The following is a 25797-nucleotide window of genomic DNA, read 5'->3' as shown; positions in this document are numbered from 1 at the left end:
CTCGGGATGCGCGCTTGCCCGCGCCACTTCCTCGAGTTCCCGCAACGTGCGCGGCGTACGCATCAGCGACAGGCGATGCCAGCGGGCGAAGCTGGCATAGTACTCGGGCGGGATCGGCAGCTCGGTGTTGAACACCTTGTAGGTGTCGCCCTTGCCCAGGCGCGGCGAGATGACGTGGTCGATGATGCGGTAGTCGAAGGCGTCGCCGGCGAGGCCGACGCCGGCATGGCCGAGCGCGGTGACACGGCGCGCACTGCCGGGCTCGAAGCGCAGCACGGAAAAGTCGCTGGTGCCGCCGCCAAAGTCTCCGACCAGCACGGTGGCGGGCGCGGTGAGCGTACGCGCGAATCGATAGCCGGCGGCCTCGGGTTCCAGCGCGACGGTGATGTCGGGATGGCCGGCTTCGGCGTAGGAACCGCGCAGCCGCGCCTCACCGAACGTGTCGTCAGCGGTTTCGCCAGCGAAATGCACCGGGCGGCCGGCGACGATGCGGATATCGGCTGGAAGGTCCGTGGTGGCGCCGAACAGCGCGCGCAGGAAGACGGCGATCATCTGCTCGAGCGTGAAGGGGCGGTTGAAGATGCGGGTCTGGGTGAAGCTGCGCTGCGCCAGATAGGTCTTCATCGACATGATGAGGCGGCTGTCGGTCGGGTCGTCGAGATAGGCCTCGATGGCCGCGGGGCCGGCCTGGTGGCGCAGATGGGAGCGGCCCTTCTGCGTCTCCGAGGCAAAGCAGAGCACGGTGCGGAATACGTCGAAATCGGCGCTGCCGAGGCGGAAACGCTGGCTGTGCACGGCACCGTCCGGGGTGAGCCGGCTGACGACGCTGTTGGTCGTGCCGAAATCGATGCCGACGATGCTGGTCATGAAAAAAGCCCTTCCCGAAAACGGAAAGGGCTTCAAGCGCAGTCCCGGTCGCGACGCAAGCGGCCGCTTTTTAAAAAAAGCGGCGCAAAAATTTTTTTATGCTGGGCCATGGGCGTTGTCGGAGACACAGCCCATGGCCCAGCATAGCAAAGTTTTTTTGCTACTTTTTGTGAACAAAAAGTAGTCTTTCCCTTCCTTAACCCTCGGGGAAGTCGGCGCCGAGCGTGGTTTTTTCCCAGGCGCTGATTTCCGCCTGCAGCGTGTCGAGTTTCTGGCGCACCATGTTGAGGCCGGGTTTGCCCAGCACCAGATGGCCGGGCGGGTTCGGCGATTCGACGGCATCGATGATCGCCTGCGCGGCGCGCACCGGGTCGCCCGGCTGCTGGCCGCTATAGCTGGAGATCTGCCGGCGGCGGGCGCCGGCGGTGGCGTCGTAGGCGTCGATGATGTTTGCCGTCTGTTTCAGCGAACGGCCGGCCCAGTCGGTGCGGAACGGGCCGGGTTCAACCGCCAGGACCTTGATGCCGAGGGGTGCGACTTCCTTGGCCAGGGCCTCGGAGAGCCCTTCCACGGCGAATTTGGTTGCTGCGTAGTAGCCGCTGGCGGCGTTGCCGACGAGGCCGCCGACCGAGGTGATATTGACGATGTGACCCCGCCCGGCGCGGCGCATGCCGGGCAGCACGGCGCGGATGGTGTCGGCCAGGCCGAAGACATTCGTCTCGAACATGGCGCGGATATCCGCGTCTACGCCTTCCTCGATGGCGGCAAGATAGCCGTAGCCGGCATTGTTCACGAGCACGTCGATGGCGCCGAATTTTTGCTCCGCCGCCTGCACGGCCGCGCGCACCTGGGCGGGGTCGGTGACGTCGAGCGTCAGCGCCAGGGTGTTGGCGGGGTCCGTGGCGAGGTCTTCGACCTTGGATTTGTCACGGGCGGTGACGACCACGCGGCCGCCGCGGCGTAACACTTCGCGGGCCAGCTCGCGGCCGAAGCCGGTCGAGCAGCCGGTGATGAACCAGACCGCTTTGCTTTGTTCAGTCATGAAACGCTCCTGAGAGAGGCACGGATGATAAATGTTTCAGGCCGAACCGGGAGGGTTCGGCCTGAAATGGCTCGGCTTTAAAACTCGTCGAGATTGTCGTCCTGGGCGTCGTCTGCACCTTCCTCAGCGAGCGGGGACGGCTCTTCTTGATCCGGCGACAGCGCTTCGTCGACCTTGCTCTCACGGCTCTTGCGCTTCGGTGCGGCACTGCGCTTCGGCTTGGCGCTGCTGGCCACCTGCATCTCTAGTTCGGCGAGCTGGGTTTCCAGTTCCGCGATGCGGCCCTCGGCGAACTTCGCGGCCTTCACGGCTTCGCGGTTCTTCGCACGCAATGTCTTGTTGACGGCCTCGAGCTTCTCGAGATCCGCGCGCAACGACTTGGCGGGCGACGCGGCGACCTTGACCGGCGCCTTGCGCGCGGTGGTCACCTTGCTCGGCTTTGTGGTGCTGGTGCGGCGTGCGGTGGTGCGGGTGGTCTTGGCCGGGCTTTTGGCGGCGGCCTTCACCGTGCTCTTCGCAGCGGCCTTGGTGGTCTTGGTCGTTTTCGCGGCGGCGGCGGTGCGGGCGGGGGCGGCGCGGCGAACCGCGGTCGAACGGCCGGTGCTGCGCGCCTTCGCGGCGGGTTTTTTAGTTCTGGTCGGTGTTGTTGCTCGCGCCATGGCGGGAATCTCCGATGATAAAATAAATTGTTAACAGAAATGTGCCGCGAATGCGACAGGTGCCGTTGCGGGACGACGCGCTGCGTCATCCCCGCCGGACGGGCCAGAGACCTGTTTCGCGAAGAGAAAGGAAGCGAATATCCGGCGATCAAACAGCATGATATCAGGCCCTAAAGAATTTTTTCGGCCTCATCAATGTTGATCGCGCGCGGCCGCATACAAGCCTGCCGGACGATTTTGCGGCGGATTCGCGGAGATTGATTGTCAGGGCTGGAAGTTTTTGATGCAGTGTGCGTGCGAGTGCGCCAAAGCGAGGCGAAAATTAGCCGACGAGGGCGCGCAATGCGCCGAGGTTGCGCAAGTGGATGCTGCGTGAAGCGGTCATTTTGATGACGCCGTCTTTTTCAAGTTTCGAGAGTGTGCGGGATACCGTTTCGATCGTCAGGCCGAGAAAATCCGCGATGTCCTGGCGCGACATCTCGAGTGTGACGGTGGCTTGTTGGGCGGAGTGGCGCGCCGAGTGCAGCAGAAAGGTGGCGAGTTTCTCCAAGGCGCTGCGGTGGCCGAGCAGCAGTGCATGATCCTGCGCGCGCGCCGCGTTTTGCAGCGCGAACTGGAATAAATTCCGGGCGACGGTTTCGTTTCGACCGCTTAAGCTGTCCAGGGAGCGGCGGCGATAGGCGATCAGCGTGCAATCGGAGACGGCCTCGGCGGAGAGCCGGTGCGTATCGCCGGATTCGATGCCGAACACTTCGCCCGCCACATAGAACGCATCGACCTGCCGGCGGCCGTCACCGAGGAATTTGCAGGTGCGCACCACGCCGGAGACGACTTTGTAGAACAATGTCGCCGGGTCGCCCTCGCCGTAGAGTTCCTGATCCTGCGGAAGGTTGGTCAGGGTGCCGGCGAGGCCGGGCTGCTCGTCCCAGAAACTCCGGCGCGGGTCCCGCAGGAAATGGGCCGCCAGAATTCCGGCTGACACGCTGGAGGTGGGGGCGGACATCGTTGTCATGGGATACTCCCGGGCGATGACGATTCCCTGTTCTACGAAGGGTCGGGATGCGGCGGTATACGGTTTGTTGCTAAGGGATTCTACGTAGAGCGCTGGAAACAGTTCAGGCAAGCGAAGGGAAAGGCTACTTTTTGTGAACAAAAAGTAGCAAAAAAACTTTGTTAATTTTGAGCATGGGCGTTGTCGCCGACACAGCCTATGGCCCGGCATAAAAGAAGTTTTTGCGCCGATTTCTTACCGGATCAGCCGGTGACCGCGCGGCCGGGCGAGCGGAGCGCGTCCTGGATGCTGTCGAACAGCGAGCCGTCGAAAGCGGGGTTCTCGATCACATGGTGCACGCGGGCTTTGGCGGCGCGGCGGCGGAAAGCCTGGCTGGCATGGTCGGTCATGATCACCACCGGCAGGATATGGCCGCGCGCCTTGAGGCCGGCGATGACGTGGAAGCAGTTCACCGCGGGCGGCCGATGCCCCAGGACCAGGCAGCCGGCTTCCGGCAGGCCGGAATCCTGCAGCAGGCTGGTGGTGGTGCTGAAGGTGCGCACCCGCAGCCCGTTCTGCTCGAGCGCGAATTTCAAAGATTCCCGCACGGCGAGATCAAGGTCCAAGATAAGAACGAGATGCTGTCCGTCATCCACTCGGTGAGGCTCCGCCATGCAGCCCATGGCATTGTGATAGACCGGGCTGTTATAGGTGGTTTCGGACATGGCCGGTTTGATCTGGCGCAAGCTGGGGGCACGCGGTCTTAAGCGTCAGGGGGTGGCAGGATGTCCGTGGCCAGCGCCATGCGCACCAGCTGCGAGAGGCTGTTCGCGCCCATTTTCATCATGACATTGGCGCGGTGCACTTCCACGGTCCGGGTGCTGAGTTTCAGGTCATAGGCGATGCTCTTGTTCGGCAGGCCGGCGACCAGGCCTTGCAGCACCTCCCGCTCGCGGCAGGAGAGCGCTTCCAGCCGCGCGCGCGCCGTTTGCGCGTCGCGCTCGCGCCGTCCGGTTACGTCGGCGGTCGCCAGGACCTCGCGGATCGCCGCCAGCAGAACCGCGTCATCGAAAGGTTTTTCGATGAAATCCGCGATCCCGGCCTTCATCGCCTCCACCGCCATGCGGATATCGGCATGGCCGGTCATGATGATCATGGGCAGCGGGACATGCAGCTCGCGCAGGCGGCGGCGCAGCTGCAGCCCGTCCATCCCCGGCATGCGCATGTCGCTGACGATGCAGCCCGGTTGCAGGCTGCCGACGGAATCGAGAAAGACGAAAGCTGATTCATAGGCCCTCACCGCCAGCCCGGCGGCGGTGAGGGAGAAGGTGAGGGAGTGGCGCACACCGTCATCATCATCAATGAGATGAATCACCGCGTCAGACATGGGTGTCGTCCTCGTCCAGGCCGGTTTTCAGCGTGAAAGCGAACACCGTGCCGCCGCCGGGGTTGGGCTCGGCCCAGAGGCGGCCGCCATGTGCCTCGATGATGGTGCGTGAGATCGACAGGCCCACGCCCATGCCATGCTCCTTGGTGGTGATGAAAGGCTGGAACAATTGCGGGGCGATGCTCTCGCTGATGCCGGTGCCGGTATCGGTGACGCTGACCTCGACGATGCCCGCCTCGGGGCAGCGCGTGCGGATCGAGAGGTCGCGGCGGTCCATCTCCTGGGTCGCCTCCACGGCGTTGCGGATCAGGTTGAGCAGCACCTGCTGGACCTGGATTTTATCGACGAATACCGTCACCGCCTCCGGATCGAGCGCGTAGGACACGCGCACGCCGGTCTCCTTGATGCCGACCAGCGCCAGGGCGCTGGCTTCCTCGATGAGTTTCGGCAGGTTTTCGAGCGCCTGTTCGCTCTCGCCACGGGAGACGAAGTCGCGCAGGCGGCGGATGATCTGGCCGGCGCGCAAAGCCTGTTCGGTGGCGCGCTCCATCGCCTCGCGCGCCATCGGCAGCATGTCGGGGCGGGCCCCTTCCAGCAGCCGGCGGCCGCCATTGAGGTAATTGGCGATCGCCGAGAGCGGCTGGTTCAGCTCATGCGCCAGGGTCGAGGCCATTTCACCCAGCGCCGTGTAACGGGACATGTGGATGAGCTCGCTCTGCAGCTCCTGCAGGCGCCGCTGCGTTTGCTGCCGCTCGGTCAGGTCGCGGACGAAGCCGATGAACATGCGCCGTTGCGCGCTGCCGGCCTCGCCGACCGATAATTCCATGGGAAAGGTCGTGCCGTCCCGGCGCTGGCCCACCACCAGCCGGCCGATGCCGATGATCCGGCGTTCCCCGGTGGTGCGATAGCGGAAGAGATAGGAATCGTGCTGTTCGTGATAGGGGGGAGGCATCAGCATGCTGACATTCTCGCCGATCACCTCGGCCTCCTTGTAGCCGAACAGCCGCTCGGCGGTGAGGCTGAAGGACTGGATGATGCCCCGCGGGTCGATGATGATCATCGCGTCGGGGACGGTGTCGAGCACCGAGCGCAGATGCGCCTCGCGCTCCTGCAGCTCCAGCTGGGAGCGCTTCGCGGCGGTGATGTCGCGGACGATCTCCGAAGCGCCGGCGAGCTGGTCGAAACGATTGAAAAACGGCGAGACGGTGACGGAAATGTCGATGATCGAGCCATCCTTGCGGCGGCGCTGCGTCTCGAAATGGTCGATCTTCTCACCGCGCCGCAGCCGCGCCAGGATCTGATCCTCCTCATCCAACCGATCGGCGGGCAGCAGGATGGTGATCGGCCGGCCGATCACCTCGGCGGCGGTGTAGCCGAAAATTCTCTCCGCCCCGGCGTTCCAGTCGATGATGATGCCGTCGAGCGATTTGGAGATGATGCCGTCGTCGGAGGCGGTGACGATCGCGGCCAGGCGGCTCACGGCCTCGTCGGGTGTCTCGAAGGCTAGCCTGGTCTCCGGGCTGCTCATGGCGGCCTGTCCCCGCACGCTTGTCGGCAGAATATAGACAAAGCAGGGAGGTCCACGCAACCGGGAGGTGCTCCTGCCGGGAGGACTGGCGGAGGTTGGTTTTGCGCAAAGCGTAACCCGGTGTTACCGTTTAGGGCGGACTCATGACCATAACAGGATGGGAATCATAATGAAAAAGAATTTGGGGATGCTGGCGTTGTTGGCGGTGGGCGTTGCGGGCTGTTCGACCTCGGCGCAGGCGCCGGAAAGTGCGTCGTTGTCGGGCGCGGATCTCGAGGCGCTGACCGCGGCCTATCAGCTGATCACCTTCGACATGGCGGAATGCACGTTGGTGCAGCGGCAGAATCTGGGGCTGACGGTGCAGCCTGTGGCCACGAAGATTTGTGCCGATGCGCAACATTACCAACCCATGCTGGAGATGCTGGCGGCGCGGCATGACGTCACGCTGCCGAACACGCTGCGGTACGATCTGGAGGCGCAATATGTCGCTTTGTCATACCATCCGACGCCGAACCTCGCGGTGAACTATCTGAATGACCAGATCGGCAGCCACGAGCAGGCTTTGGCGGTGTTCCGCTATACCGCCGGTACGACCGCCGATCCCGATATCAAGACGCTCTATCAGAGCGCCGTGCCGCTGGTCGAGCAAAACCTCGCAAGCCTGCGCCAGGCTTTGGCGGCCACGCCGCAATAGCGGTTAAGGAAGAAGCCGCTTTTTGAAAAAAGCGGCGTAAAAACTTTTGGTTATGCCGGGTCATAGGCGGTGTCGCTGACAACGCCCATGACCCAAATTAACAAAGTTTTTTTGCTACTTTTTGTTCACAAAAAGTAGCCTTGCCTTTGCTTTTACGACGCTTGCGGCAACTGGAGGTTTTTGATCTGGGCGAGGGCGCGCACCAGGTCGGCGCGGCTGACGATGCCGACGAGCGTCTCGCCGCGCAGGATCGGCACGCGCTTGATGTGATGCGCGGTGAGCTGGTCGGCGATGTCCGAGATCCGGGTGGATTCATGGGCGGTGACCAGCGTTCGCGTCATCAGATCCGCCGCCGTGTGCCGGTCCACGCTGATGTATTCGAGAAATTCCGGGGCGAGACGCTCGCCTTCCGCGAGCATTTCCAGCCACCAGGCGCGGCGTGCCTGCGCCTTTCCGGAAAAGGGCCGCAACAGATCGCCCTCGCTGATCATGCCGAGCAGCTTACCCGATGCATCCACCACGGGTGCTGCGCTGATGCCATGCTTGGTGAGCGTGTCGGCGACCTCGGCGATGCCGGCGTCCGGCCGGACGGAAATAACATTGCGCGTCATCACGGCGGCGGCGGTGTCAGCCATAACTGTTCCCTTTCTGTCTTATACGCTTCGCATCTGAACGTAATTTGTTACAAAAAGCTTGGCATTGATCTCGATCAACGGCGCCGTGGCGCGGCAAGGCTCAGGGAAAGACTTCTTTTTGTGAACAAAAAGAAGCAAAAAAACTTTATTAATTTGGGTCATGGGCGTTGTCGGTGACGACGCCCATGACCCAGCATAGCCAAAAGTTTTTGCGCCGCTTTTTTTAAAAAGCGGCTGCTTTCTTTAATTGCTCAGGCCGCCATCGATGATCTGGACCGTCCCGGTGGTGAAGGCGGATTCGTCGCTGGCGAGATAGGTGGCGAGGGCGGCGATTTCCGTTGCGGTGCCGAGCCGCCCCATTGGCTGCCGGGCGGTGAAGGCGGCGCGCACCTCTGCCTCGCTGCGCTGGTCCGTCGCTTGCGCCGAAATGCGCTGCTGCAACGAGGGTGTTTCCACCGTGCCGGGGCAGATGGCGTTGCAGCGTATGCCGGCGCCGACGTAATCGGCCGCCACGGATTTGGTGAGGCCGATCACCGCGGCCTTGGTCGCGCCATAGGCGCAACGTACGGGCAGGCCTTTGACGCTCGAGGCGACCGAGGCGATGTTGATGATCGAGCCGCGTTTCTGGTTCAGCATGCCGGGCAGAAAGGTCCGGATCATGCGGAACATCGCGGTCACGTTGAGGGCGACGGAAAAATCCCAGGCGGCGTCGTCGCATTCGAGAATCGTGCCGTGATGCACGTAGCCGGCGCCGTTGAGCAGCACGTCGATCGTGCCGAGTTTTTTTGCCAGCGCCTGGATGTCTTCCGGGCGCGTGACGTCGAGATGCAGGAGTTCGCATCCGGCCAGCCCTTTGAGCCTGGCGTCGTCGATGTCGGTTGCGAACACATGCGCGCCCTCGCGCGCGAACATTTCCGCGCAGGCGCGGCCGATGCCTTGAGCGGCGGCGGTGATGAGGACTTTTTTTCCGGCGAGACGGTCGGTCATTTCGTCTTTCCTCTTGTTATTGCTGTTCGGGCAGCGTGGTGCCGCCGATCTGCGCGTAGAGCCGGGCGACCGAGGCGTCGTCATCCCGTCCCAGGCCGATGGCGGCGGTGGCGAGAAACATCTGCAGCGCGCTCGCCGCCACCGGCACGGGGAAGCGCGCGCTGCGCGCCATGTCCTGGATGATGCCGAGATCTTTCACGAAAATTTCCACCGCGCTGTGCGGGGTGTAGTCGCCCGCCAGCACATGCGGCATGCGGTTCTCGAACATCCAGGAGTTGCCGGCGGAAGCGGTGATCACCTCATAGACTTTTTGCAGGTCGAGATTCTGGCGCGCGGCGAAGGCCATCGCTTCGCTGGCGGCGGCGATGTGCACGCCGGCGAGCAGCTGGTTGATCATCTTGAAGGCGGCGCCGAGGCCCGCCTCGTCGCCGAGTTCGTAGACTTTTGCCGCCATCGCCGCGAGCGCCGGGCGCGCTGCCGCGAAGGCAGGCTTGGTGCCGGCGGCGAGAATGGTGAGTTCGCCCTCCGCGGCGCGCGCAGCGCCGCCGCTGATCGGCGCGTCGAGATAGAGCCGCCCCGTGGCCTGCAGGCGCGCCGCCAGGGCTTTGGCGTTTTCTGGCGACATGGTGGCGGCGGAAATGAAGACGCCGGTGGGAGACATCGCTTGCGCCACGCCGTCGGCGCCGAACAGGATCTCTTCCGTCTGCGCCGCGTTGACGACGACGGAAACGACGATTTCAACACCTTGGGCCGCCGCCGCCGGGGTGTTGGCCACCTCGCCGCCGGCCTGCGCAAAACGCGCCAGGCTGGCAGCGGCGGTGTCGAAACCGGTCACTTTGAGGCCCGCGCGTCGCAATGATGTGGCCATGCCGAAGCCCATGGAGCCCAGCCCGATGACGGCGACCGGCCGTGCGGCGTTGTCTTGCGGCATGTTTTTTTCCTCCGTGGTTGGCGGAACTTTGCCGCCTCGATTGATTGGACAGCGGCAATCATAGCTGTTTTTCCCGCGTGGCGCCACCGATGGGGGCGCCCACTAACGGTATGTCAAAACAAGCTCGTCGCGGGCGGATACACGGCAATGAGACGATATGGAAACAAATGAGACAATGACAAGAAAGTGCCGTGTTCCCTCTTGACGGACTTTGATCCGCAGACGAATTTGATGCGCCGATTCGATATGCAAAGCCAGTGAAAGTCTTCATTATTCCCCGTTCCTCCTTCATGGCCCTGGGCGCGGCGACAAAATCGTCGGTGCCTGTCCTGTCGCGACTTGCGGTGGCCCGCACGGCATTGGCTGTGGCGGCAGAGGAGATGCGCCGATGAATGAGGAGGCGGCTTCCGCAACGCTGCTGGGGGACATCGTGTCGCATATCGGGGAGCTGAAGCTGTGGAACTCGGTGGTCGACATTCAGACCCGCACCGCCGATATCGAACAGTATTTTCTCTCCGACCCGAGCGTGCCGGGCTACGTCATCATGTCCCAGGGCGGCCTGTTCGGGGTGCTGTCGCGCAAGCATTTCACCGCGGCGATCAGCCGTCCGTTCGGTCGCGAGGTGTTCATGAAGCGGCCGGTCGGCGAGCTGGTGAAAAGCATCGATGTCGAGCCGTTGACCCTGGATGAAAACGCCACGATCGCGCATGCGTTGCGCCTGGCCATGGAACGGCCGGGTGAGCTGTGCTTCGAACCCTTGCTGGTCAAGCGGCCCGATTCCTTCGGGCTGATCGACGTCAACATGTTGCTGACGGCGCAGGCCAATCTGCTCGAGCAGGCGCTACACGCCAAGGACGAACTGCTGGACGAGGTGGAGCGCACCGCCGATGCGCTGCGCCAGACGGTGGCCGAGCAGGAACGGCTGGCCCGGGCACTTTCCGAGGCCAAGGAGATCGCCCAGCACGAGGCCACGCACGATTCCCTGACCGGCCTGCCCAACCGCAAGCTTTTTCTCGAGCGCCTGGAAGTGGCGCTGGCGATGAACAAGCAGGGCCCGGCCGAGGACTGTGCGGTGCTGTTCATCGATCTCGACCGTTTCAAGATCGTCAATGACAGCCTCGGCCATCTCGCCGGCAACGCGTTGCTGATCGAGGTGGCGAAGCGGCTGAATCAGATGGTGCGCAAGCGCCCGGTGGCGCCGGTGGCGCCCGGTCTGCCGCCGCGCGCCGCCGACACCATCGCCCGCCTGTCGGGCGACGAATTCACCGTGCTGCTGACGGAAAAGATCACCAGCGCCGCGGCGATGGCCTTCGCCGCGCGGCTGCAGACGGCGCTGACCAAGCCGTTCCAGCTCGGCGCGGAAACGGTGGTGATCAGCGCCAGCATCGGCATCGTGCCGTCGCTGCTCGGCTATGACGACACCGAGTCGATCCTGCGCGATGCCGACATCGCGATGTATCGCGCCAAGTTCAACGGCAAGGCCTGCGCCGTGACGTTCGAGGCGGACATGCGGGTCCAGGTGGCGACCCGGCTGCACATCGAGAACCAATTGCGCGAGGGGCTCGGCAAGCAGGAATTCGAACTGCATTACCAGCCGATCGTAGCACTGCGGACGGGCAACGCCACCGGCGTCGAGGCCCTGGTGCGCTGGCGCCGGCCGGACGGCCTGATGCCCCCCGGCGCCTTCATCGAGATCGCGGAAGAGACGGGGCTGATCATCCCGCTCGGCAACTGGGTGTTTCGCGATGCCTGCGAGACGGCGAAACTCTGGCATGCGGCGCTGCCTGACCGGCCGCCGGTGACGATGAGCATCAATCTCTCGCCGGTGCAGTTCGGCCATCCTGAGCTCGCCGAGACGCTTGAGGAGCTGGTGCTGCTGTCCGGCGTCGATGCCGGCACGGTGACGATCGAGATCACCGAACGCTCGACAATGACCGACCCGGATCGGGCGCTGGTCGTGCTGAAGCAGCTGAAGGCGATGGGCTTCCGCTTGGCGATCGACGATTTCGGCACCGGCTATTCCTCGCTCAGCTATCTGCACCGCTTTCCGATCGACATCCTGAAGATCGATCGCTCGTTCATCTCCAACCTCGGCGGCTCGGGCGATGGCGAGAAGATCGTCATCGCCATCCTGGCGCTGGCGGACAGTCTCGGCATTACCGTCGTCGCCGAGGGGGTGGAGACGAAAACGCAGGCGAGCAGCCTGCGGGACCTCGGCTGCCAATACGCGCAGGGCTATTTCTTCGCCAAGCCGCTGCCGCTCGAGGCGATGTGGAAGTTCATGCACGATCCGGGCGCCGCGGTGCATTAAGCGAAGAGGAAGGCTTCTTTTTGTGAACAAAAAGAAGCAAAAAAACTTCTTTTATGCTGGGCCATGGGCGTTGGCGCCGACAACGCCCATGGCCCAGCATAAAAGAAGTTTTTGCGCCGCTTTTTTCAAAAAGCGGCCGCTTTCTGTTATTCGTTGTCCGGCGGTTCTGGTACGTAATGTTCCGGGCCGATGGTCATGTTGTGCTGATTGAGCGGCTTCGGCCGGGCGCCGCCGGTATGGCGCCATTGCTGCATGCGCCAGATATAGGCCAGCACCTCGGCGCAGGCGCGGTACAGCGCCACCGGCACATGGTCGCCGGGCTCGACGTGGCGGTACACGGCGCGGGCCAGAGGTGGCGCCTCGACGACGGGTACGCCGTGCTCGCGCGCTTGGGCGAGGATTTCCTCCGCCATCAGTCCCACGCCTTTGGCCAACAGCAACGGGGCGACATCGCTGCCGCGGCGGTAGCGGATCGCCACCGCGAAATGCGTCGGGTTGGTCACCACCACGGAGGCTTCCGGCACGCGCTTGAGCTGGCGTGAGCGCGCCATGCGCCGCGCCAGTGCGCGCTGGCGCTGTTTGACATGCGGGTTGCCGACCGAGTCCTTCATCTCGTTGCGGACTTCCTCGTCGGACATGCGTAGTTTCTTCCGGTGCAGCCAGAATTGCAGCCCGACATCCGCACCGGCCAACACCAGGATGGCGAGGCAGATGCCGCCCAGAACCTGGAGGCAGAGGCCGAGCAGCAGGCTGGCGCTGGGCCCGCCCATGGCACTCATTGCCGTGAATTCCGGCGTACGTAGATAGATCATGGTGCCGCCGACGCCGCCAATGACGACGAACTTGACGATCGATTTCAGCGTGTCGGTGAGGTGGCTGAGCGAGAACATCTGGCCCAGGCCGCTCGCCGGGCTAAGTTTCGACAGATCCGGCATCAGCGGCTGGAGACTGAGGATCCAGCCGCCGGAGAACAGGCTGCTGCCGATGGCGAGGGCACCGATCAGCAGGATCAGCGGGGCGAGCAAGGCGGCGACGTCGCCGGGCCATTGCATGGCAGTGCGGAGACTTTCGCCGCCCGCCAGGGACAGGCTTGCGGCGACGATGCCTTCGAGGCGGGAGCCCAGGCCGGCGGCGGCGGCGAGGGCCAGCGTCGTGAACATGATGATCGCCGCGGCTTTCGGCAGGTCGGCGGAGCGGTTTACCTGGCCCTGTTCGGCGGCTTGGCGCAGCCGCCGTTCGGTGGGGGCGTGGCGTTTGTCCTGACTGTCGCCCTCAGCCATGGGGGAGCATCGCCGTCACGCTGTGCATGGCGAGGTCCATGAGATGGTGGAAATCATGGTCCAGGAAGACGATCGAGCCGGTGAACACCCACAGCCCGACGATGATCAGCAGCGGAAAGCCGATGGTGAGCAGGTTCATCTGCGGCGCGAACACGGTGGTAAGGCCGACCGTGAGATTGATGCTGAGCGTGACCGCGAGCACCGGCATGGCGAGCCAGACGGCGGAACTGATCGCCGTTTCGCCGAGGGTGGTCAGCTGGTCCCAGGGCGCCAGCCCGCCAGTGCCGATCCCGGCCTGGAAGGAGTGGGCGATCGCCGCGAACAGGAAGATCGGCCCGCCGGCGGAGATATAGGCCATCAGCCCGGCCCAGAACATCAGATTATAGACGACCGGCGCGGAAACGGCGGAGCCGGGCATCTGCATTTCCGCAAAGCCGAGGCCGATCGACAGGCTGATCAGCTCACCGGTGCTGGCGACGATGCTGACGATGATTTGCATGGCCAGGCCAAGCACCGCACCGAAGGCGATCTGGATCAGTCCGGCGAAGATCGCGCTGATGGGATCAGCAGGGAAGGGCGGCAGGTTGGGCAGCCAAGCCGCCAGGGCGGCGGCATAGGCCGCGGCGATCAGCGCCTTGACGACGGCCGGGATCGAACTCGAGCCGTAGAACGGCCCGGTGATAAACAGGCCGGTGATGCGCAGGAACGGCCACATGAAATGCCCCAGCCAGGCCAGGATCTGCGCTTCGCTCAGGACCATGAGCGGTGCACGAGCTGGCCGGCATGGGTGATCCACAGAGTTGCCAGCGCCTCGATGCCATGCAGGGCGCCGATGCCGCCCAGCACCGGCAGGCCCATCATGATGATGACTTTCGGCAGGAGGCTGAACCCGGCATCTTCGATCTGCAGCGAGGCCTGGAGAATCGCCGTCAGCAGGCCGACCGCGAGCAGCAGGCCGAGGATCGGCAGAATGACGGAGAGTTCTTCTGTGAGGGCGACGTGCAGGAGTTGGATATAGAGCGGCATGGCGCGCGACCTAGAGCGATATCGGCAAGTAAGGGAAAGACTTCTTTTTGTGAACAAAAAGAAGCAAAAAAACTTTGCTTATGCTGGGCCATGGGCGTTGTCGGCGACGCAGCCCCACGCCCAGCATAAAAAAAGTTTTTGCGCCGTTTGGCTCAAAAAGCGGCCGCTTTCCCGAGTGCCCCATCAGGAGCCGGCGATAAAACTGTTCGCGAGCGAGCCGAGCACCAGCGACCAGCCATGGATGGAGACGAACATCAACAGCTTCAGCGGCAGCGAGATCAGCGTCGGTGAGACCATGATCATGCCGAGCGACATCAGCACCGAGGCGACCGCGAGATCGATGAGCACAAACGGAACATAGATCAGAAAGCTGATCTGGAAGGCGGTTTCCAGCTCCGAGGTGGAGAAGGCCGGCACCAGCACGGTGAGGGGAACGTCCTGCGGGGTGGCGTAATGGCCGCCGCTGAGATCGACGAACAAATGCAGCGCGTCCTTGCGTGTCTGCGACAGCATGAAGTTCTGGATCGGCGGCTCGGCGCGCTGTATCGCGGTTTCGAAGGTGATCTGGCCGTTAAGGTAAGGTTGCAGGGCGTTATCCTGCTCCTGCTGCAGCACGCCGCGCATCACGAACACGGTGAGCGCCAGAGCGAGGGCGGCGAGAATCATGTTGGGCGGCGTGGTCGTCAGGCCGAGCGCCTGGCGCAGCACCGAGAGCACGATGATGATGCGGGTGAACGCCGTCATCAGCAGCAGAATGCCGGGCAGGAAGGCGAGGCCGGTGATGATCAGCAGCGTTTGCAGGTTCAGCGAATAGGCTGAGCCGCCTTGCGACGGGCTGGCGCTGAGCAGCGTCAGCCCGTCGAGTGGTGCTGCCTGCGCGAGGCCGGCGGTGAAGGCGGCCGCCGCCAGCGCCAGCACCAGAGCGAGCAGAAGTCTCATGCGTCCGGCGCCGGGGATTGGGCGGTGTCAAGCAGGCTGGAAAATGCCGGCGGGGTCGTGCCGCCCAGCGCGCCGATGGGGGTAAGACCCTGGCGTCCGGAGCTGACCAGGAAGCGCTGGCCTTCGGCTTCGACGATCATCAACGCAGCGCCCGGGCCGACCGGCCGCGTCGCGACGATGGTGATGGCGTTCTGCCCGGTGCGGCGCGCGCCCAAGTTCCCGTCACGCCAGCGCCGCGCCACGTAGGCGGCGGCCATCAGCAGGCCGAGAATGACGACCAGCGGCACCAGGGTGGAGATGATCGTCGAGGCGCCGAACACGCTGGACATGGCTTAGAACGAGACGGCTTGGAACCGAACCACGGAGCGATTCGATTGAGCCATAAGATCGCGCGCGCCAAAAAGCCCGGCGCAGGAGTGGCGGCAAATCATCATGCTCAGTCCTGCACGACGAAATCGGTGATGTACGCCGCGGTGAACGGTTTGTCGGTGCGGTCGCCGGCATCCTTGGCCAGCACGCTGTTGGCGGCGTCCAGGCAATTCTGGATCAGCGCGGCGCGCGTGGTCGGGTCCTGCAATGCCGCGCTGGTCTCGCTCATCAGCAGGTTGATGACCGCCGATTTGATGATCGGCTGGAACGTGGTGAAGCTCGCCACGGCCCGCTCGTCATAGGTCGCGAACTGCATGCCGATCTGCACGTAGGAGGTGGCGGGCGCGCCGGCCTGCGGCGGGACGCTGACCACGATGCCCGACAGGTCGGCGAAGAAGATCGCCTTCGGATGCGCCGGGTCGGCCGTTGTCGCCGTACTCTGCGCATGGGCGGCGCGGTTCATCGGGAGGAAGCGCATCGCCCCGAACATGGCGCCGGCGCCGATGGCGATGGCGACCACGACGATGCCGGCCGTCACAAATTTATTCATCAGACAAGTCTTTCAAGGGGGCGGGGGCAGGGCGATATGGCTTGAAATCGAACCGCACCGCGGTTCGATTTCGCCATGCCATCACTCGCGCAAACAAGGCGAGAGCATGATTGATGATAAGAAGCAATCATGCGTTAGGCCGCGGTATCCGACAGCAGCGTTTGGAACATCGTGTGCGCGGTGGAGATCACCTGCGCCGCCGCCTGGTAGGCCTGCTGGTAGTTGACCAGCAGCACCGCCTGCTGGTCGGAGTTCACGCCGGCGATGTTCTGCAGGTTGGTGGTGGCGGCGGTGACCTGGGCGGCGGTGCCGGTGGCGATGGTCGCGGCCTCGTCGGCGTTGGAGCCGAGCCCGGTGGCGAAGCCGATCACCCCTTGCTGCAGCGTGCCGGCGGTGCTGGTGCCCGAGGCGGTCCAGAGTGCCGCCATGCGCGTCGCGTTGCTGCCGCTGCTGCTGCCGCCGGGGGTGAGCGATAGCGTGTCGCCGTTCGCCGGCGTGCCGGAGATCGGCAACTGCCAATAGCTGGTCGGTGAGACGGTGCTGGGATATTGCACCGAGATCGTGCCGCTGTAGGTGCCGTCGGTGCTGGTGAGCTGGCCGGTGGCGACCTGCGTGCCGGCCAGGCTGGCCGGGGTCGCGGTTGCGCCCAGGGTGATCGTGTAGCTACCGTCACTCCCGAAATTCACCTCGAGCGGCTGGCCGTAATAGGTGCTCGACACGATGGGGTTGTCGGTGGTGCCGGTCGGCGGGGTGGTGGTGACGCTGTCGGTGCCGGCGGTGATGGCCCCGAAATTCTGGTCCGTGATGGTGCCGGTCGCGCTCAGCGTTCCCGGCGTCGCGACATAGGGGTCGGCGGCGGCGATGTCATCGGGATTGGTGATGGCCACGGACATGCCGGTGGCGGCGCCCGGGGCCGGGTTGATGGTGTAGGAGCTACCATTCGTCGGGGCGCCGGAGACGGCGACCGTCATGCCCGCGAAGCTGAGGCTGAAGGGGGTTGGCCCGGGGGATACGGGATAGGGCGTTCCGGTCGCCTGGTCGGTTGCGGTCCATCCCTGGCCGGTGGCGTAGCTTAAGACGAACGGCCCGCCATCGGTCGGCAGCTGGGCCGGGTTGGTGATCGTCGCGTTGCTCACGGCGGGGCTGCCGGTGGGATTTCCGGTCGTGGCGGTCACGGTCGGTGACGGCGACGCGGTAAACAGGTTGGTGCCCTGCGCGCCGTTATAGGTCAGCCCCTCCGCCTGGGAGGTGTTGACCTCGGAGGTGAACACCGCGGCGATCGCGTCCAACCCCTGCATGGCTTGCGACCCGGCTTGCCAGGTGGCGATGTTGGCGCCCATTTCGCCGTCGCTCCCGGTGAGGGTGAGCGAGCCCGGCTGGTTGGCGACAGCGATCGTGGGCGGCGTGGAGGCGGTGCCGCCGGTCACGGTGAGTGTTTGCGCGCCGGCCTGGTTGAGCAGCACATTGCCGCCCAGCGACAGCGTCACCGAGCCGTTGCTCTGCGGCAGCACGTTCACCGGCAGCAAGCTCGACAGGCTGCTGAGCGCCGCTTCCTGCTGGTCGAGCAGCGACGGGTCGTTCGGCGAGGTATCCAGCCCCTGGTTGATGGTGGCGAGCTGGGTCAGCAGGTTATTCGCCGTGGCGACGTTCTCTTGCAGCGCGGTGCCGGCATCGCTCATCGTCGTGTCGAGGCTGCTGGCGGCACTCTGGAACGTGCCGGTGATCGTTTGCGCGTCCGACAGCACGGTCTCGCGCGCGCCGCTGCTGCTCGGGTCTGCGGCCAGCGTGCTGACGTCGTCGAAGAACTGGTTCATGCTGGTCTGGATGTCGCCGTTGTTCTGCAGCGCGTTAGAGATATTGGTGAGATTCGTCGCCAGCGTGCTGGCCGCCTGGTCGGCGGTGGTGGCGGTGCGCAGCACCCCGGCGGCGAAACCGTCCGCGGCGCGGGTCACCACCGGCGCTTCCACGCCGTCACCGTCGGCCGCGGTGGCGAGATCGACGGTTTCCGCGCCATAGCCGTTCACCGTCACGTTCGCGAGATTGTTCGACACCGTGTTGATACCGGCTTCGAATGCCTCGATGCCGGACAGGGCCGTGTTCATCGCGCCAATTAATCCACTCATGCGGGAACCTTTCGCAGATAAAACTCAGAGAGATAAGGCTTGAAATCGATTCGCGTGAGCGCCGGAATTTGCTCAAGAAAATAACGAAAGGAAAGGCTTCTTTTTGTGAACAAAAAGAAGCAAAAAAACTTCGTTAGTTTGGGCCATGGGCGTTGGCGCTCACGCCGCCCATGACCCAGCATCGTAAAAGTTTTTGCGCCGCTTTTTTTAAAAAGCGGCTGCTTTCTAGTCATCATGCTTCAGGGTCCCGCCGCATCGGGCCCGGCCAATGCCTGCAGCACCTGCGCCATCATGGGCGATTGGGAAATGCTGATGATTTTTGTGGCGTAGCTGCTATCGGTGGCATAGCCGCTTGCTTGCAGCGCCTGGGCGAAGCCGCTCACCGTGCTTTGCCCGCTCACGTTCTGGAAGCCGGACTGGATCTGCTGCACGTAGTCGGCGACGCTGGCGGCCGATGAGGGATAGTCGCGGAACGTGGCGGTCTGCGCCGTCAGCATTCCGTCCACCATTTCATGCGTCGGCCGCGCCGTGCCGGTCTGGCCGTCGGCCGCTTTGACGCCGAACAGGTTGTTGCCGGGGGTGGCGGTGCCCCAGCCGGTTTCCAGCGCGCTCTGCGCCAGCAGCGCCACCGGGGGCACGCCGAGTTTTTGTGCCGCGGATATGATCTGCGGCCAGATGCCGCGCGCGAAATTCTTGGCCTGCGTGAGCAGCGAGCCGTTCTGCGTGCCGGCGACGTCGGCGCCGGGTGCTGCGAGCGGCGTGGCGCTGATGCTGCCGCCGGCGGCGGCGATGGTGCTCAAGGTGCTCGGCAGCGTCGCGGCCTCGCTGGTGGTTACGTCGGTCGCCGGCGTGGCCGTGCCGGCATCGGCCTTCGTGCCGAACTGGCGCAGCGCCGCGCTGACCAGGGGCCCGTCATATTTGCCCATGTCGTCTTGCGAGATGTCCCACATGAACATGCTCTGGAAACTGTCTCCGCCGATGCCGAGCGACTTGGAGGACAAACCGGTCTGGTTCAGGTCCGAGAGCATTTCGTTCCATAGCAGGCCGGCCAGGTGCTTGACGGTCGCCACGGTGCGCGCCGCGCCGGGGGAGGTCGCGGCTGTGGTCGCGGCGCTGCTCGCGGTGGTGGTTGCGGCCAGGGAAGCGGGTGGCACGTCGAAATTCATCAGATGACCTTGATGTCGCCGTTGATCGCGCCGGCCTGCTTGAGCGCCTCGATGATGGCGATGAGGTCGGAGGGGGTGGCGCCGACGGCGTTCAGCGCGCGCGCCACGTCGGCCAGGGTGGCGGTCTTCGGCAAAGCGACGATGCTGGCCTTGCCCTGGCCGGCGTTGACGACGCTGTTCTGCACGCCGACGGTCTGCCCGCCGCGGGTGAGCGGGTTGGGCTGGCTGACGCTGTTGGTGGTCTGGATGTTGACCGTGAGGTCGCCGTGCGAGACCACGGCCGGGCCGAGCGACACGCCGGCATTCATGACGATGGTGCCGCTCTGCGCGTCGACCACGATGGTCGGCTCCTGCGCCGCCGGGCTGATCGGCAGCGACAGCACGCCGGCGATGAAGCGCACCGGCGCGCTGTTGTCGTCCTGCAGATCGACCTCGCCCGGGGACACCGCGTTGGCCGTGCTGGGCCCGTAGGCGGCATTGATCAGGTCGGCGATCTGCTGCGCGGTCTGATAACTCGGCGTGTTCAGCAGCAGCTGGGTGATGCCGTTCTCCGAGGAGCTGGCGGGGATGGTCGTCGAAATGATCGCGCCGCCGGGCAGCGAACCGACCGTCGGCACGTTGACGCTGGTGCTGCTGCCGTTGGCGCCGACGGTGAAGCCGCTGACCAGCAGCGGCCCCTGGGCCTGGGCGTAGATCACGCCATTGCCGCCGCGCAACGGGGTGGGCAGCAGCACGCCGCCGTTCAGTGAGGTCGCGTTGCCCATCGCCGAGACGGTGACATTCACGTGCTGGCCGGCATGGGCGAAGGCCGGCACTTCCGCCGTCACCATCACCGAGGCGACGTCGTCCGGCTGCATGAAGGTCACGGTCGGCAGCGCGATGCCCATGTTGCGCAGCATGTTGAGGATCGCCTGCTGCGTAAACGGCACCTCGGTGGTCTGGTCGCCGGTGCCCGGCAGGCCGACCACCAGCCCATAGCCGTAGAGCTGGTTCGACGGCGCGCCCGCCACCGAGACCAGCGTGCCGATCTCGGTGGTGTCTGCTGTCGCCGGTGCCGGCGCCAGCAGCAGCGCCGCCAGGCCTAGAACGGCCAGATTTTGGAAAGGATTTGTTGCAGCCATGGGACCTGATGCGCGGCGTTAAGGGGGCCGTTACCGACATATTGGACGTTCATGTCGGCGACGTTATTGGAACTGATGGTGGTGTTTGCGGCGATATCGTCCGGGCTGGCGTAGCCGGTGACGACGATGCTGGTGACATTGCCGTTGACATTGACGTTGGTGCGGCCAGCCAAAGCGAGCGTGCCGTTGGGGTCGATATGGGTGATCACCGCCTCGACTTGGCCGGTGACGTTGTTGGTGGCGGCGGCCGAACCGGCGCCGGTATATTCCTGGTCGCTGCTGGTGTTGATCGACGGCGAGAACGGCGTGCCGTTGAAGCTGCCGAAGGTCAGCGGCACGCCCATGAAGCTGGTCAGCGTATCGGCGATCGAGCCTTTGCGGCTCAGCGAGTCATTGTCGGTATTGTTGGCGGTGGTGCTGGTGACGATGTTGATCGTCACCAGATCGCCCGGGCGCCAGTCGCGCCGCGGCTCGTAGAGCGAGCCGGAGACGGCGTTGGGAAACACCGAGCCGTCGGTGGACGCGACTTGCGGCGCCACCGCCACGGGAAAGTCCGCGGGCTTGACCATGGTGATTGGCCCCGGCGCCGTCGTGCACGACGCCAGCGCGCCGCTTGCGGCCAGGCTGAGGAGTTTGGCCGCGGTGCGACGCCGCGCGTTCATGCGCCGGAGGCTGCCTGGGCCAGTTCGCTGAGCTGGCTATCGACCGCCGAGGCGGCCTGCGTGCCGAGCTGGTAGGCGCGCTCTGCGGAAATCATGTCGACCATGGAGTCGACGACGTCGACATTGGAGGATTCCAGCATGTTCTGGTTGATCGAGCCGAGCCCATTGGTCTGCGGCGCGCCGACGATCGGGTTTCCGCTCGCCGTGGTGTTGGCGTACAGGTTGTTGCCAAGCGGCTGCAGGCCTTGCGGGTTGATGAAGTTGGCGAGCTGGAGCTGGCCGATCTGCGTGGAGACGTTCGAGCCCGGGGTGACGACTGACACCGTGCCGTCCAGGCCGATGGTGACGGACGTGGCATTCGCCGGGATCGTGATGTTGGGGATCACTTGGTAGCCGTCGGCATTGACCAGCTGGCCGTTCTGGTTGGGCTGGAACGAGCCGTCGCGTGTATAGGCGATCTGGCCGTCCGGCTGCAGGATCTGGAAATAGCCGTAGCCGTTGATGGCGAGGTCGGTGGGGTTGTTGGTGGTGGTCAGCGCGCCCTGGGTCTCCACGTCCTTGATGCCGGCGACCTGCACGCCGGTGCCGAGCTCGAGGCCGCTGGGATAGACGGTCTGGCCGGTGGACTGCCCGCCCGGCTGGATGCCGGTCTGGTAGATCAGGGTCTGGAATTCCGGCATTTCGGTCTTGTAGCCGGTGGTGTTCACGTTCGCGAGGTTGTCGGCGATCGTGTTCATCATGGTCTGGCTGGCGTCGAGGCCGGTGGCGATTGTGTCGAGCGCGCTGTCCATGCTTGCTTACCCTTGCGCGACCAGCGTGTTCAACGCCGTGCCGCCATCTGATTGAGTTTTCATGAGATTGGTCTGTAGCTGGTAGGACCGGCTGTCGGCGATCATGTTCATCATCGTCGTGGTCGGGTCCACATTGCTGCCGTTGAGATAGCCCTGCTGCAGCGAGCCGTTGGCGGCCGGTTGCAGCGCCGCACCGGCGGCGACGGAGAACATCGCCCCGCTGAGCGGCGTCAGCGTGCCGGGCGGGGTGGCGACGATGTTGATCTGCCCGTAGGTCTGGATCTGGCCGCTTTGCGAGTTGGCCGGCACGCCCGAGACGGTGCCGTCGGAGCCGATCTCGAGGCGCGACAATTGCGGCACGCTGATCGGCTGGCCGGTGGTGCCCAGCACCGGATTGCCGGCGCTGTCGGCCAGGATCCCGGCATTGGTGATCTGCAGGCTGCCGTCGCGGCTGATCGCATTGCCGGTCGGCGTCTGCACTTCCAGCCAGGCATCGCCGCTCACCGCCACGTCGAAGGCCGAGCCGGTATGCTGCAGCGGGCCGGCGGTGAGATCTGGGTTCGGCGTCAACGCCACGGCGTCGGCGCCGCCCGGGGCGTTGGCTCCGGTATAAGGTGCCGCTTCCACCACGGCCTGCACCGCGCTGTAGCCCGGCGTCTGCACGTTGGCGAGGTTCGAGGCGGTGGCCTGCATGTTGGCGCTGATCGCCTGCAGGCCGGCCATCGAGGTATAGAGGGAGTCGGCGCTCATGTTTAGATCTGCGTCAGGCGGGTGCTGTCCGTCTGCTCGGTCTGGATCACCGAGGCGTTGGCCTGATAGGCCTGCTGATACTCGATCAGCGACACCAGCAGCTCGGAGGTCGAGGCGTTGGACTGTTCCAGCTCGCCGCCGTTGACGCTGCCGGCCTGGCCGGTGCCGGGCGCATCGATCACCGGCTGGCCGGAGCTCGTGCTGGAGGCATAGAGGTTGCCGGAGAGCGGGGTCAGCCCTTGCTGGTTGATGAAATTGGCGATCGCCAGCGTGCCGGAATCCTGGCTCTGGCCGTTGCTGTAGGTGGAGACCAACTCTCCGGTGGAGCTGATCGTGGTGCCGCTATAGTTGCCGGGCGGGTAGCCCGCGGTGAAGCCGGTGGGGGTGGTTTGGCCGGCGAGGGCGAAGCTCTGCGAGGCCAAGGTCGTGCCCGTGAAGTCGAAGTTGATGGTCGAGGCCGCGGCGCCATCCCCCCAGCCGGCGACAGTCAGGGTTGCCGGGCTGCCTGATGTAGGTGTGGTGGCGGGGGGGGTGGGGGCGGGCACAAGCGCCCCCGAGGAATTAAAATTCAGCGTGGTCAGCGCCGAGTAATCTGCTGGGCTGCCGAGTGTGGTTCCGGCCGCCGTGGCCGCGGTCGCGGCCGCGGCTTGTGCGGGGGTCTGCGTATAGACGTTATATGACAGAGCCGCCCCTGCGCTTGCCGTGGTCGGCTGGAAATAGAGCTGAACGGTATTCGCGTTGCCGAGCGAATCGTAGGTCGTGACCGGGTAGGTGTCGGCGTAACTGGTTGCGTCGGCCGGGCTGAACGTTGGGTTTGTCGGCATCGCCGTGCTGGAATCCAGGTTGAATGCCAGACCCAAGCCGGTTGTCGCCGTCGCCGGCATCGCGCCGGTGTTGACGGTGATCGGCCCGAGCGCGCCGTTGGCCTGGATGCCCATGACCTGGGCGCCGGTGGCGGCGGAGACCAGCTCGTCGGAGTCGTTGAGCTCGAACGAGCCGTCGCGGGTATATTCCTGCGTGCCGCCCTGGTCGACGACGAAAAATCCGTTGCCCTGGATCGCCGCGTCGAACGGGTTGCCGGTGCTCACCGGCGCGCCCTGCGCGAAATCCGTGTCCATGCTCGAGGTGGTGACGCCCAGGCCGGGGACGTTGCTCGAGCCGGAGGGATAGATGTCGGCGAACTCGGCGGTCTGGCTTTTGAACGCCGTGGTGCTGGCGTTGGCGAGGTCGTTGGAGACCGTGTCGAGACCCGTCTGTGCGCCGTTCAGGCCGGTCAGTGCGGTTTGTAAGCTCATGTGGAAGACCCTCCGAGAACGGTTTGGACATCAGAAATGGGCATCGCCGACGAATAGCCTGCGACGTTCAGGGTCGGCGTCGTGCCGGAAACGTTGACGCTGTCGACCGTGTAGACGGAATACGGCGTGGCCGAGACGGCGGCGCCGGAGCTGTTCGTGGCGTCGACCTCATAGGTATATTGCGTGTTGGCGGTGCCGCCGGCGTAATTGAAGGTCTGCTGGCCGGCCGACATGGCGCCGAGATTCATCGTGTCGACCACTGTCCCGGCCGAATTCGTGACGCTGACCGTGACATTGTTCGCCGCACCGGAAAGGTTGAACGCCCCTTCGGCCGAGCCTTTCCCATTGGCGGTGAGCGTGTCGCCATACATCGCCACCTGCTTGCCCACCAGCGATGCGGCCTGGCCCATCTGCGAGGCGGTGGTGCTGGATTGCAGGTCGCCGAGCTTGGTGTTCAGGCTGTCGATGCCGTCGACCGTCGAGATCTGCGCGAATTCACCCGCGAGCGCGGTCGGGTCGGCCGGCGAGGTCGGGGTCTGGTATTGCAGCTGCGCGGTCAGCAATTGCAGGAAATCGGACTGCGTCAGGTTGGCCCCGGAGCCGCTGCCGGCGGAGGAAGTCTGGCTGGTGCCGGCGCTGGCGGTGGTTGACGCCGCCGTCGCGTTAGTGGTGGCGCTGGGAATCGCGAGACTTGTCATCAGGACACCTGGAAGCTGGAGAGGAGTTGCTGGTCGACGCGGTCCGCCTGCTGCAGAACCGCGACCGAGGCGCTGTAGCTGTTTGATGAGTCGATCAGGTCGACCATCTGGTGGACGGGATCGACGTTAGAACCCGTGACATAGCCCTGGGCGTCGGCGTACGGGCTGCTCGGGTCGTAGGTCGTTTTCGGGGCGGCATTGCTGAGCACCGTGCCGAGCACGCTGACCCCGGGATCGTCCGCGGTCGTGTCGTTGGTACTCGTGCCGTCGCTGTCGCTGTCCGTGGGGTCGAGCGGGGACGCTTCGAACACCACCTCGTGCGCCCGATAGGGGGCGGTGCCGGGCGCGGCGACGGAATCGGCGTTGGCGAGGTTCGAGGCGATCGCGCCCATGCGCGCGTTCTGCGCATCGAGCGAGCTGCCGACGATGGAAAAGATATCGCTCATCTCAGTTTCCGCTCGGGTTCGGGCGCAGCGCCGTGATCAGATCCGATGTCGACTGGTGCAGGAAGGTTGCCGCCGCTTCCGTCTGGTCGGCGTTCTCGGCCGCTTCCACGCGCTCGCCGTCGAGGCCCACGTCATTGCCGTCGAGGCCGACCGTGCCACTGGTGCGGTACATCGGCGCGCTGCTGCTCGAGGTGTCGCCGAGCTGTGCCGCGAGGGCCTGCTGGAACGGCACGTCCGTCGCCTTGTAACCCGGCGTGTCGGCATTCGCGATGTTGTCGGCGATCAGCGAGCTGCGCTCTTGTCGGACATTCAGGACGCCGCTGTAGAGATCAAGAAAACCGATCTGCATCTCACCTCCGATACCACCTGTAGGTGCATGACATAAAATTTACATAATTGCCAAAATTGGCGGAAATACTTGTGTTAGAGACGGGTTTACATAACAAGCTGTTTAGCGCTTAACCCGCCGATTAGCGAAAAACGCTCTGAAAAGGAAGGGTTTTCCTGTTTTATAACATTAAATTTCATACATGCTAAAAATCACTTGCG

At 64.6% G+C, this 25797-nt stretch carries 30 protein-coding genes and 1 pseudogene; 4 read left to right on the top strand and 27 right to left on the bottom strand.

Annotated features, from left to right (window positions below):
- Positions 1 to 867: Hsp70 family protein (locus VGG47_RS12330; protein ID WP_331538973.1), on the bottom strand; the 867-nt coding region annotated here is incomplete at its 3' end.
- On the opposite strand from VGG47_RS12330, the gene VGG47_RS12325 reads away from it, so the two are divergent.
- Positions 848 to 1051 carry a hypothetical protein gene (locus VGG47_RS12325; protein WP_331538971.1) on the top strand — a complete coding sequence of 68 codons (204 nt, stop codon included), beginning with the start codon at positions 848 to 850 and terminating at the stop codon, positions 1049 to 1051. The genes VGG47_RS12330 and VGG47_RS12325 overlap by 20 nt on opposite strands.
- A 12-nt stretch (positions 1052 to 1063) precedes the next feature.
- Here VGG47_RS12325 and VGG47_RS12320 read toward each other — a convergent pair whose 3' ends face one another.
- The 6 genes from VGG47_RS12320 to VGG47_RS12295 all read right to left on the bottom strand — a co-directional run bounded on the left by VGG47_RS12320 (position 1064) and on the right by VGG47_RS12295 (position 6474).
- Positions 1064 to 1909, bottom strand: a complete 846-nt coding sequence (locus VGG47_RS12320; RefSeq protein WP_331538969.1) for an oxidoreductase — start codon at positions 1907 to 1909, stop codon at positions 1064 to 1066.
- Positions 1910 to 1986: 77 nt separating this feature from the next.
- On the bottom strand, positions 1987 to 2568 hold the full coding sequence (locus tag VGG47_RS12315; protein ID WP_331538967.1) for a hypothetical protein: 582 nt from the start codon (positions 2566 to 2568) through the stop codon (positions 1987 to 1989).
- Between the two features lie 322 nt (positions 2569 to 2890).
- Positions 2891 to 3580, bottom strand: a complete 690-nt coding sequence (locus tag VGG47_RS12310; protein ID WP_331538965.1) for a helix-turn-helix domain-containing protein — start codon at positions 3578 to 3580, stop codon at positions 2891 to 2893.
- A gap of 242 nt (positions 3581 to 3822) precedes the next feature.
- Positions 3823 to 4284 carry a response regulator gene (locus tag VGG47_RS12305; protein WP_331538963.1) on the bottom strand — a complete coding sequence of 154 codons (462 nt, stop codon included), beginning with the start codon at positions 4282 to 4284 and terminating at the stop codon, positions 3823 to 3825.
- A gap of 38 nt (positions 4285 to 4322) precedes the next feature.
- Positions 4323 to 4946, bottom strand: coding sequence for a response regulator FixJ (gene fixJ / locus VGG47_RS12300; RefSeq protein ID WP_331538961.1), 624 nt, complete (start codon positions 4944 to 4946; stop codon positions 4323 to 4325).
- Positions 4939 to 6474, bottom strand: coding sequence for a PAS domain-containing sensor histidine kinase (locus tag VGG47_RS12295; protein WP_331538959.1), 1536 nt, complete (start codon positions 6472 to 6474; stop codon positions 4939 to 4941). Before VGG47_RS12295 ends, fixJ begins: the two co-directional genes overlap by 8 nt.
- 169 nt (positions 6475 to 6643) lie before the next feature.
- On the opposite strand from VGG47_RS12295, the gene VGG47_RS12290 reads away from it, so the two are divergent.
- Positions 6644 to 7168, top strand: coding sequence for a DUF4142 domain-containing protein (locus tag VGG47_RS12290; RefSeq protein WP_331538956.1), 525 nt, complete (start codon positions 6644 to 6646; stop codon positions 7166 to 7168).
- A 152-nt stretch (positions 7169 to 7320) separates the two neighbouring features.
- Here the strand turns inward: VGG47_RS12290 and VGG47_RS12285 are convergent, their stop codons facing one another.
- The 3 genes from VGG47_RS12285 to ltnD all read right to left on the bottom strand — a co-directional run bounded on the left by VGG47_RS12285 (position 7321) and on the right by ltnD (position 9808).
- Positions 7321 to 7803, bottom strand: a complete 483-nt coding sequence (locus tag VGG47_RS12285) for a CBS domain-containing protein (protein ID WP_331538953.1) — start codon at positions 7801 to 7803, stop codon at positions 7321 to 7323.
- 243 nt (positions 7804 to 8046) lie between these two features.
- Positions 8047 to 8790, bottom strand: coding sequence for an SDR family oxidoreductase (locus VGG47_RS12280; RefSeq protein WP_331538951.1), 744 nt, complete (start codon positions 8788 to 8790; stop codon positions 8047 to 8049).
- Positions 8791 to 8806: 16 nt separating this feature from the next.
- Positions 8807 to 9808 (bottom strand): L-threonate dehydrogenase, encoded by a 1002-nt coding sequence (gene ltnD, locus VGG47_RS12275; RefSeq protein ID WP_331538949.1) that lies wholly within the window; start codon positions 9806 to 9808, stop codon positions 8807 to 8809.
- 301 nt (positions 9809 to 10109) lie between these two features.
- On the opposite strand from ltnD, the pseudogene VGG47_RS15670 reads away from it, so the two are divergent.
- Together VGG47_RS15670 and VGG47_RS15665 are read left to right on the top strand one after the other, a co-directional pair.
- A pseudogene (locus VGG47_RS15670) lies at positions 10110 to 11195 on the top strand (diguanylate cyclase domain-containing protein); the annotation flags it as partial.
- Complete coding sequence (locus VGG47_RS15665; RefSeq protein ID WP_408842012.1) at positions 11175 to 12032, top strand: putative bifunctional diguanylate cyclase/phosphodiesterase; 858 nt, start codon at positions 11175 to 11177, stop codon at positions 12030 to 12032. The pseudogene VGG47_RS15670 and the gene VGG47_RS15665, both read left to right, overlap by 21 nt.
- A gap of 146 nt (positions 12033 to 12178) precedes the next feature.
- On the opposite strand, the gene VGG47_RS12265 is transcribed toward VGG47_RS15665, so the two are convergent.
- From VGG47_RS12265 to VGG47_RS12185, 17 genes are all read right to left on the bottom strand, one after another.
- On the bottom strand, positions 12179 to 13312 hold the full coding sequence (locus VGG47_RS12265) for an EscU/YscU/HrcU family type III secretion system export apparatus switch protein (RefSeq protein WP_331538944.1): 1134 nt from the start codon (positions 13310 to 13312) through the stop codon (positions 12179 to 12181).
- Positions 13305 to 14072 (bottom strand): flagellar biosynthetic protein FliR, encoded by a 768-nt coding sequence (locus VGG47_RS12260; RefSeq protein WP_331538941.1) that lies wholly within the window; start codon positions 14070 to 14072, stop codon positions 13305 to 13307. The genes VGG47_RS12265 and VGG47_RS12260 overlap by 8 nt, the downstream gene beginning before the upstream one ends.
- On the bottom strand, positions 14063 to 14338 hold the full coding sequence (locus VGG47_RS12255; RefSeq protein ID WP_331538939.1) for a flagellar biosynthetic protein FliQ: 276 nt from the start codon (positions 14336 to 14338) through the stop codon (positions 14063 to 14065). The genes VGG47_RS12260 and VGG47_RS12255 overlap by 10 nt, the downstream gene beginning before the upstream one ends.
- Before the next feature lie 183 nt (positions 14339 to 14521).
- Positions 14522 to 15277: a flagellar type III secretion system pore protein FliP gene (gene fliP, locus VGG47_RS12250; protein WP_331538937.1), complete on the bottom strand. Its 756-nt coding sequence runs from the start codon at positions 15275 to 15277 to the stop codon at positions 14522 to 14524.
- Positions 15274 to 15606, bottom strand: coding sequence for a FliO/MopB family protein (locus tag VGG47_RS12245; protein WP_331538935.1), 333 nt, complete (start codon positions 15604 to 15606; stop codon positions 15274 to 15276). Before VGG47_RS12245 ends, fliP begins: the two co-directional genes overlap by 4 nt.
- Positions 15607 to 15713: 107 nt before the next feature.
- A complete protein-coding gene (locus VGG47_RS12240; protein WP_331538933.1) occupies positions 15714 to 16196 on the bottom strand; it encodes a flagellar basal body-associated FliL family protein in 483 nt (160 codons plus the stop codon).
- 134 nt (positions 16197 to 16330) lie between these two features.
- Entirely contained in the window at positions 16331 to 18319 is a 1989-nt protein-coding gene (locus tag VGG47_RS12235) for a FlgK family flagellar hook-associated protein (protein WP_331538930.1), read from the bottom strand.
- Positions 18316 to 18555: a hypothetical protein gene (locus VGG47_RS12230; protein WP_331538928.1), complete on the bottom strand. Its 240-nt coding sequence runs from the start codon at positions 18553 to 18555 to the stop codon at positions 18316 to 18318. The genes VGG47_RS12235 and VGG47_RS12230 overlap by 4 nt, the downstream gene beginning before the upstream one ends.
- A gap of 3 nt (positions 18556 to 18558) precedes the next feature.
- Entirely contained in the window at positions 18559 to 19485 is a 927-nt protein-coding gene (locus tag VGG47_RS12225; protein WP_331538925.1) for a glycoside hydrolase family 73 protein, read from the bottom strand.
- Positions 19485 to 20606 (bottom strand): flagellar basal body P-ring protein FlgI, encoded by a 1122-nt coding sequence (locus tag VGG47_RS12220; RefSeq protein ID WP_331538923.1) that lies wholly within the window; start codon positions 20604 to 20606, stop codon positions 19485 to 19487. The genes VGG47_RS12225 and VGG47_RS12220 overlap by 1 nt, the downstream gene beginning before the upstream one ends.
- Positions 20567 to 21268 (bottom strand): flagellar basal body L-ring protein FlgH, encoded by a 702-nt coding sequence (locus tag VGG47_RS12215; RefSeq protein ID WP_331538921.1) that lies wholly within the window; start codon positions 21266 to 21268, stop codon positions 20567 to 20569. Before VGG47_RS12215 ends, VGG47_RS12220 begins: the two co-directional genes overlap by 40 nt.
- On the bottom strand, positions 21265 to 22059 hold the full coding sequence (flgG, locus tag VGG47_RS12210) for a flagellar basal-body rod protein FlgG (protein ID WP_331538919.1): 795 nt from the start codon (positions 22057 to 22059) through the stop codon (positions 21265 to 21267). The genes VGG47_RS12215 and flgG overlap by 4 nt, the downstream gene beginning before the upstream one ends.
- A gap of 6 nt (positions 22060 to 22065) precedes the next feature.
- The gene (locus VGG47_RS12205) at positions 22066 to 22809 is read right to left on the bottom strand and encodes a flagellar hook-basal body complex protein (protein ID WP_331538917.1); all 744 of its coding nucleotides are present in this window, start codon (positions 22807 to 22809) and stop codon (positions 22066 to 22068) included.
- Between the two features lie 2 nt (positions 22810 to 22811).
- Positions 22812 to 24104, bottom strand: coding sequence for a flagellar hook protein FlgE (locus VGG47_RS12200; protein WP_331538915.1), 1293 nt, complete (start codon positions 24102 to 24104; stop codon positions 22812 to 22814).
- Complete coding sequence (locus tag VGG47_RS12195; protein WP_331538913.1) at positions 24101 to 24802, bottom strand: flagellar hook assembly protein FlgD; 702 nt, start codon at positions 24800 to 24802, stop codon at positions 24101 to 24103. The genes VGG47_RS12200 and VGG47_RS12195 overlap by 4 nt, the downstream gene beginning before the upstream one ends.
- Positions 24802 to 25248 (bottom strand): flagellar basal body rod protein FlgC, encoded by a 447-nt coding sequence (gene flgC / locus VGG47_RS12190; protein WP_331538911.1) that lies wholly within the window; start codon positions 25246 to 25248, stop codon positions 24802 to 24804. The genes VGG47_RS12195 and flgC overlap by 1 nt, the downstream gene beginning before the upstream one ends.
- Before the next feature lies 1 nt (position 25249).
- Positions 25250 to 25597 (bottom strand): flagellar basal body rod protein FlgB, encoded by a 348-nt coding sequence (locus VGG47_RS12185; protein ID WP_331538909.1) that lies wholly within the window; start codon positions 25595 to 25597, stop codon positions 25250 to 25252.
- Positions 25598 to 25797: the final 200 nt, after the last annotated feature.

This window comes from Acidocella sp. (genome assembly GCF_036489515.1).
GTDB lineage: Bacteria > Pseudomonadota > Alphaproteobacteria > Acetobacterales > Acetobacteraceae > Acidocella.
This window is presented reverse-complemented; position numbering and strand designations above follow the sequence as displayed.

Excerpts from the sequence above, each read along its gene's own strand:
- VGG47_RS12285 (WP_331538953.1), bottom strand. The coding sequence starts at position 7,803 with ATGGCTGACACCGCCGCCGCCGTGATGACGCGCAATGTTATTTCCGTC.
- VGG47_RS12315 (WP_331538967.1), bottom strand. The coding sequence starts at position 2,568 with ATGGCGCGAGCAACAACACCGACCAGAACTAAAAAACCCGCCGCGAAG.
- VGG47_RS12280 (WP_331538951.1), bottom strand. The coding sequence starts at position 8,790 with ATGACCGACCGTCTCGCCGGAAAAAAAGTCCTCATCACCGCCGCCGCT.
- VGG47_RS12230 (WP_331538928.1), bottom strand. The coding sequence starts at position 18,555 with ATGATGACTAGAAAGCAGCCGCTTTTTAAAAAAAGCGGCGCAAAAACT.
- VGG47_RS12310 (WP_331538965.1), bottom strand. The coding sequence starts at position 3,580 with ATGACAACGATGTCCGCCCCCACCTCCAGCGTGTCAGCCGGAATTCTG.
- VGG47_RS12305 (WP_331538963.1), bottom strand. The coding sequence starts at position 4,284 with ATGTCCGAAACCACCTATAACAGCCCGGTCTATCACAATGCCATGGGC.
- VGG47_RS12290 (WP_331538956.1), top strand. The coding sequence starts at position 6,644 with ATGAAAAAGAATTTGGGGATGCTGGCGTTGTTGGCGGTGGGCGTTGCG.
- VGG47_RS12215 (WP_331538921.1), bottom strand. The coding sequence starts at position 21,268 with ATGAACGCGCGGCGTCGCACCGCGGCCAAACTCCTCAGCCTGGCCGCA.
- VGG47_RS12245 (WP_331538935.1), bottom strand. The coding sequence starts at position 15,606 with ATGTCCAGCGTGTTCGGCGCCTCGACGATCATCTCCACCCTGGTGCCG.
- fixJ (WP_331538961.1), bottom strand. The coding sequence starts at position 4,946 with ATGTCTGACGCGGTGATTCATCTCATTGATGATGATGACGGTGTGCGC.
- VGG47_RS12320 (WP_331538969.1), bottom strand. The coding sequence starts at position 1,909 with ATGACTGAACAAAGCAAAGCGGTCTGGTTCATCACCGGCTGCTCGACC.
- VGG47_RS12220 (WP_331538923.1), bottom strand. The coding sequence starts at position 20,606 with ATGGCTGCAACAAATCCTTTCCAAAATCTGGCCGTTCTAGGCCTGGCG.
- VGG47_RS12200 (WP_331538915.1), bottom strand. The coding sequence starts at position 24,104 with ATGAGCTTACAAACCGCACTGACCGGCCTGAACGGCGCACAGACGGGT.
- VGG47_RS12325 (WP_331538971.1), top strand. The coding sequence starts at position 848 with ATGCCGACGATGCTGGTCATGAAAAAAGCCCTTCCCGAAAACGGAAAG.
- VGG47_RS12295 (WP_331538959.1), bottom strand. The coding sequence starts at position 6,474 with ATGAGCAGCCCGGAGACCAGGCTAGCCTTCGAGACACCCGACGAGGCC.
- flgG (WP_331538919.1), bottom strand. The coding sequence starts at position 22,059 with ATGGACAGCGCGCTCGACACAATCGCCACCGGCCTCGACGCCAGCCAG.
- VGG47_RS12225 (WP_331538925.1), bottom strand. The coding sequence starts at position 19,485 with ATGAATTTCGACGTGCCACCCGCTTCCCTGGCCGCAACCACCACCGCG.
- VGG47_RS12240 (WP_331538933.1), bottom strand. The coding sequence starts at position 16,196 with ATGAATAAATTTGTGACGGCCGGCATCGTCGTGGTCGCCATCGCCATC.
- flgC (WP_331538911.1), bottom strand. The coding sequence starts at position 25,248 with ATGAGCGATATCTTTTCCATCGTCGGCAGCTCGCTCGATGCGCAGAAC.
- fliP (WP_331538937.1), bottom strand. The coding sequence starts at position 15,277 with ATGAGACTTCTGCTCGCTCTGGTGCTGGCGCTGGCGGCGGCCGCCTTC.
- VGG47_RS12260 (WP_331538941.1), bottom strand. The coding sequence starts at position 14,072 with ATGGTCCTGAGCGAAGCGCAGATCCTGGCCTGGCTGGGGCATTTCATG.
- VGG47_RS12195 (WP_331538913.1), bottom strand. The coding sequence starts at position 24,802 with ATGACAAGTCTCGCGATTCCCAGCGCCACCACTAACGCGACGGCGGCG.
- VGG47_RS12235 (WP_331538930.1), bottom strand. The coding sequence starts at position 18,319 with ATGAGTGGATTAATTGGCGCGATGAACACGGCCCTGTCCGGCATCGAG.
- VGG47_RS12205 (WP_331538917.1), bottom strand. The coding sequence starts at position 22,809 with ATGAGCGCCGACTCCCTCTATACCTCGATGGCCGGCCTGCAGGCGATC.
- VGG47_RS12185 (WP_331538909.1), bottom strand. The coding sequence starts at position 25,597 with ATGCAGATCGGTTTTCTTGATCTCTACAGCGGCGTCCTGAATGTCCGA.
- VGG47_RS12255 (WP_331538939.1), bottom strand. The coding sequence starts at position 14,338 with ATGCCGCTCTATATCCAACTCCTGCACGTCGCCCTCACAGAAGAACTC.
- VGG47_RS15665 (WP_408842012.1), top strand. The coding sequence starts at position 11,175 with ATGTATCGCGCCAAGTTCAACGGCAAGGCCTGCGCCGTGACGTTCGAG.
- VGG47_RS12265 (WP_331538944.1), bottom strand. The coding sequence starts at position 13,312 with ATGGCTGAGGGCGACAGTCAGGACAAACGCCACGCCCCCACCGAACGG.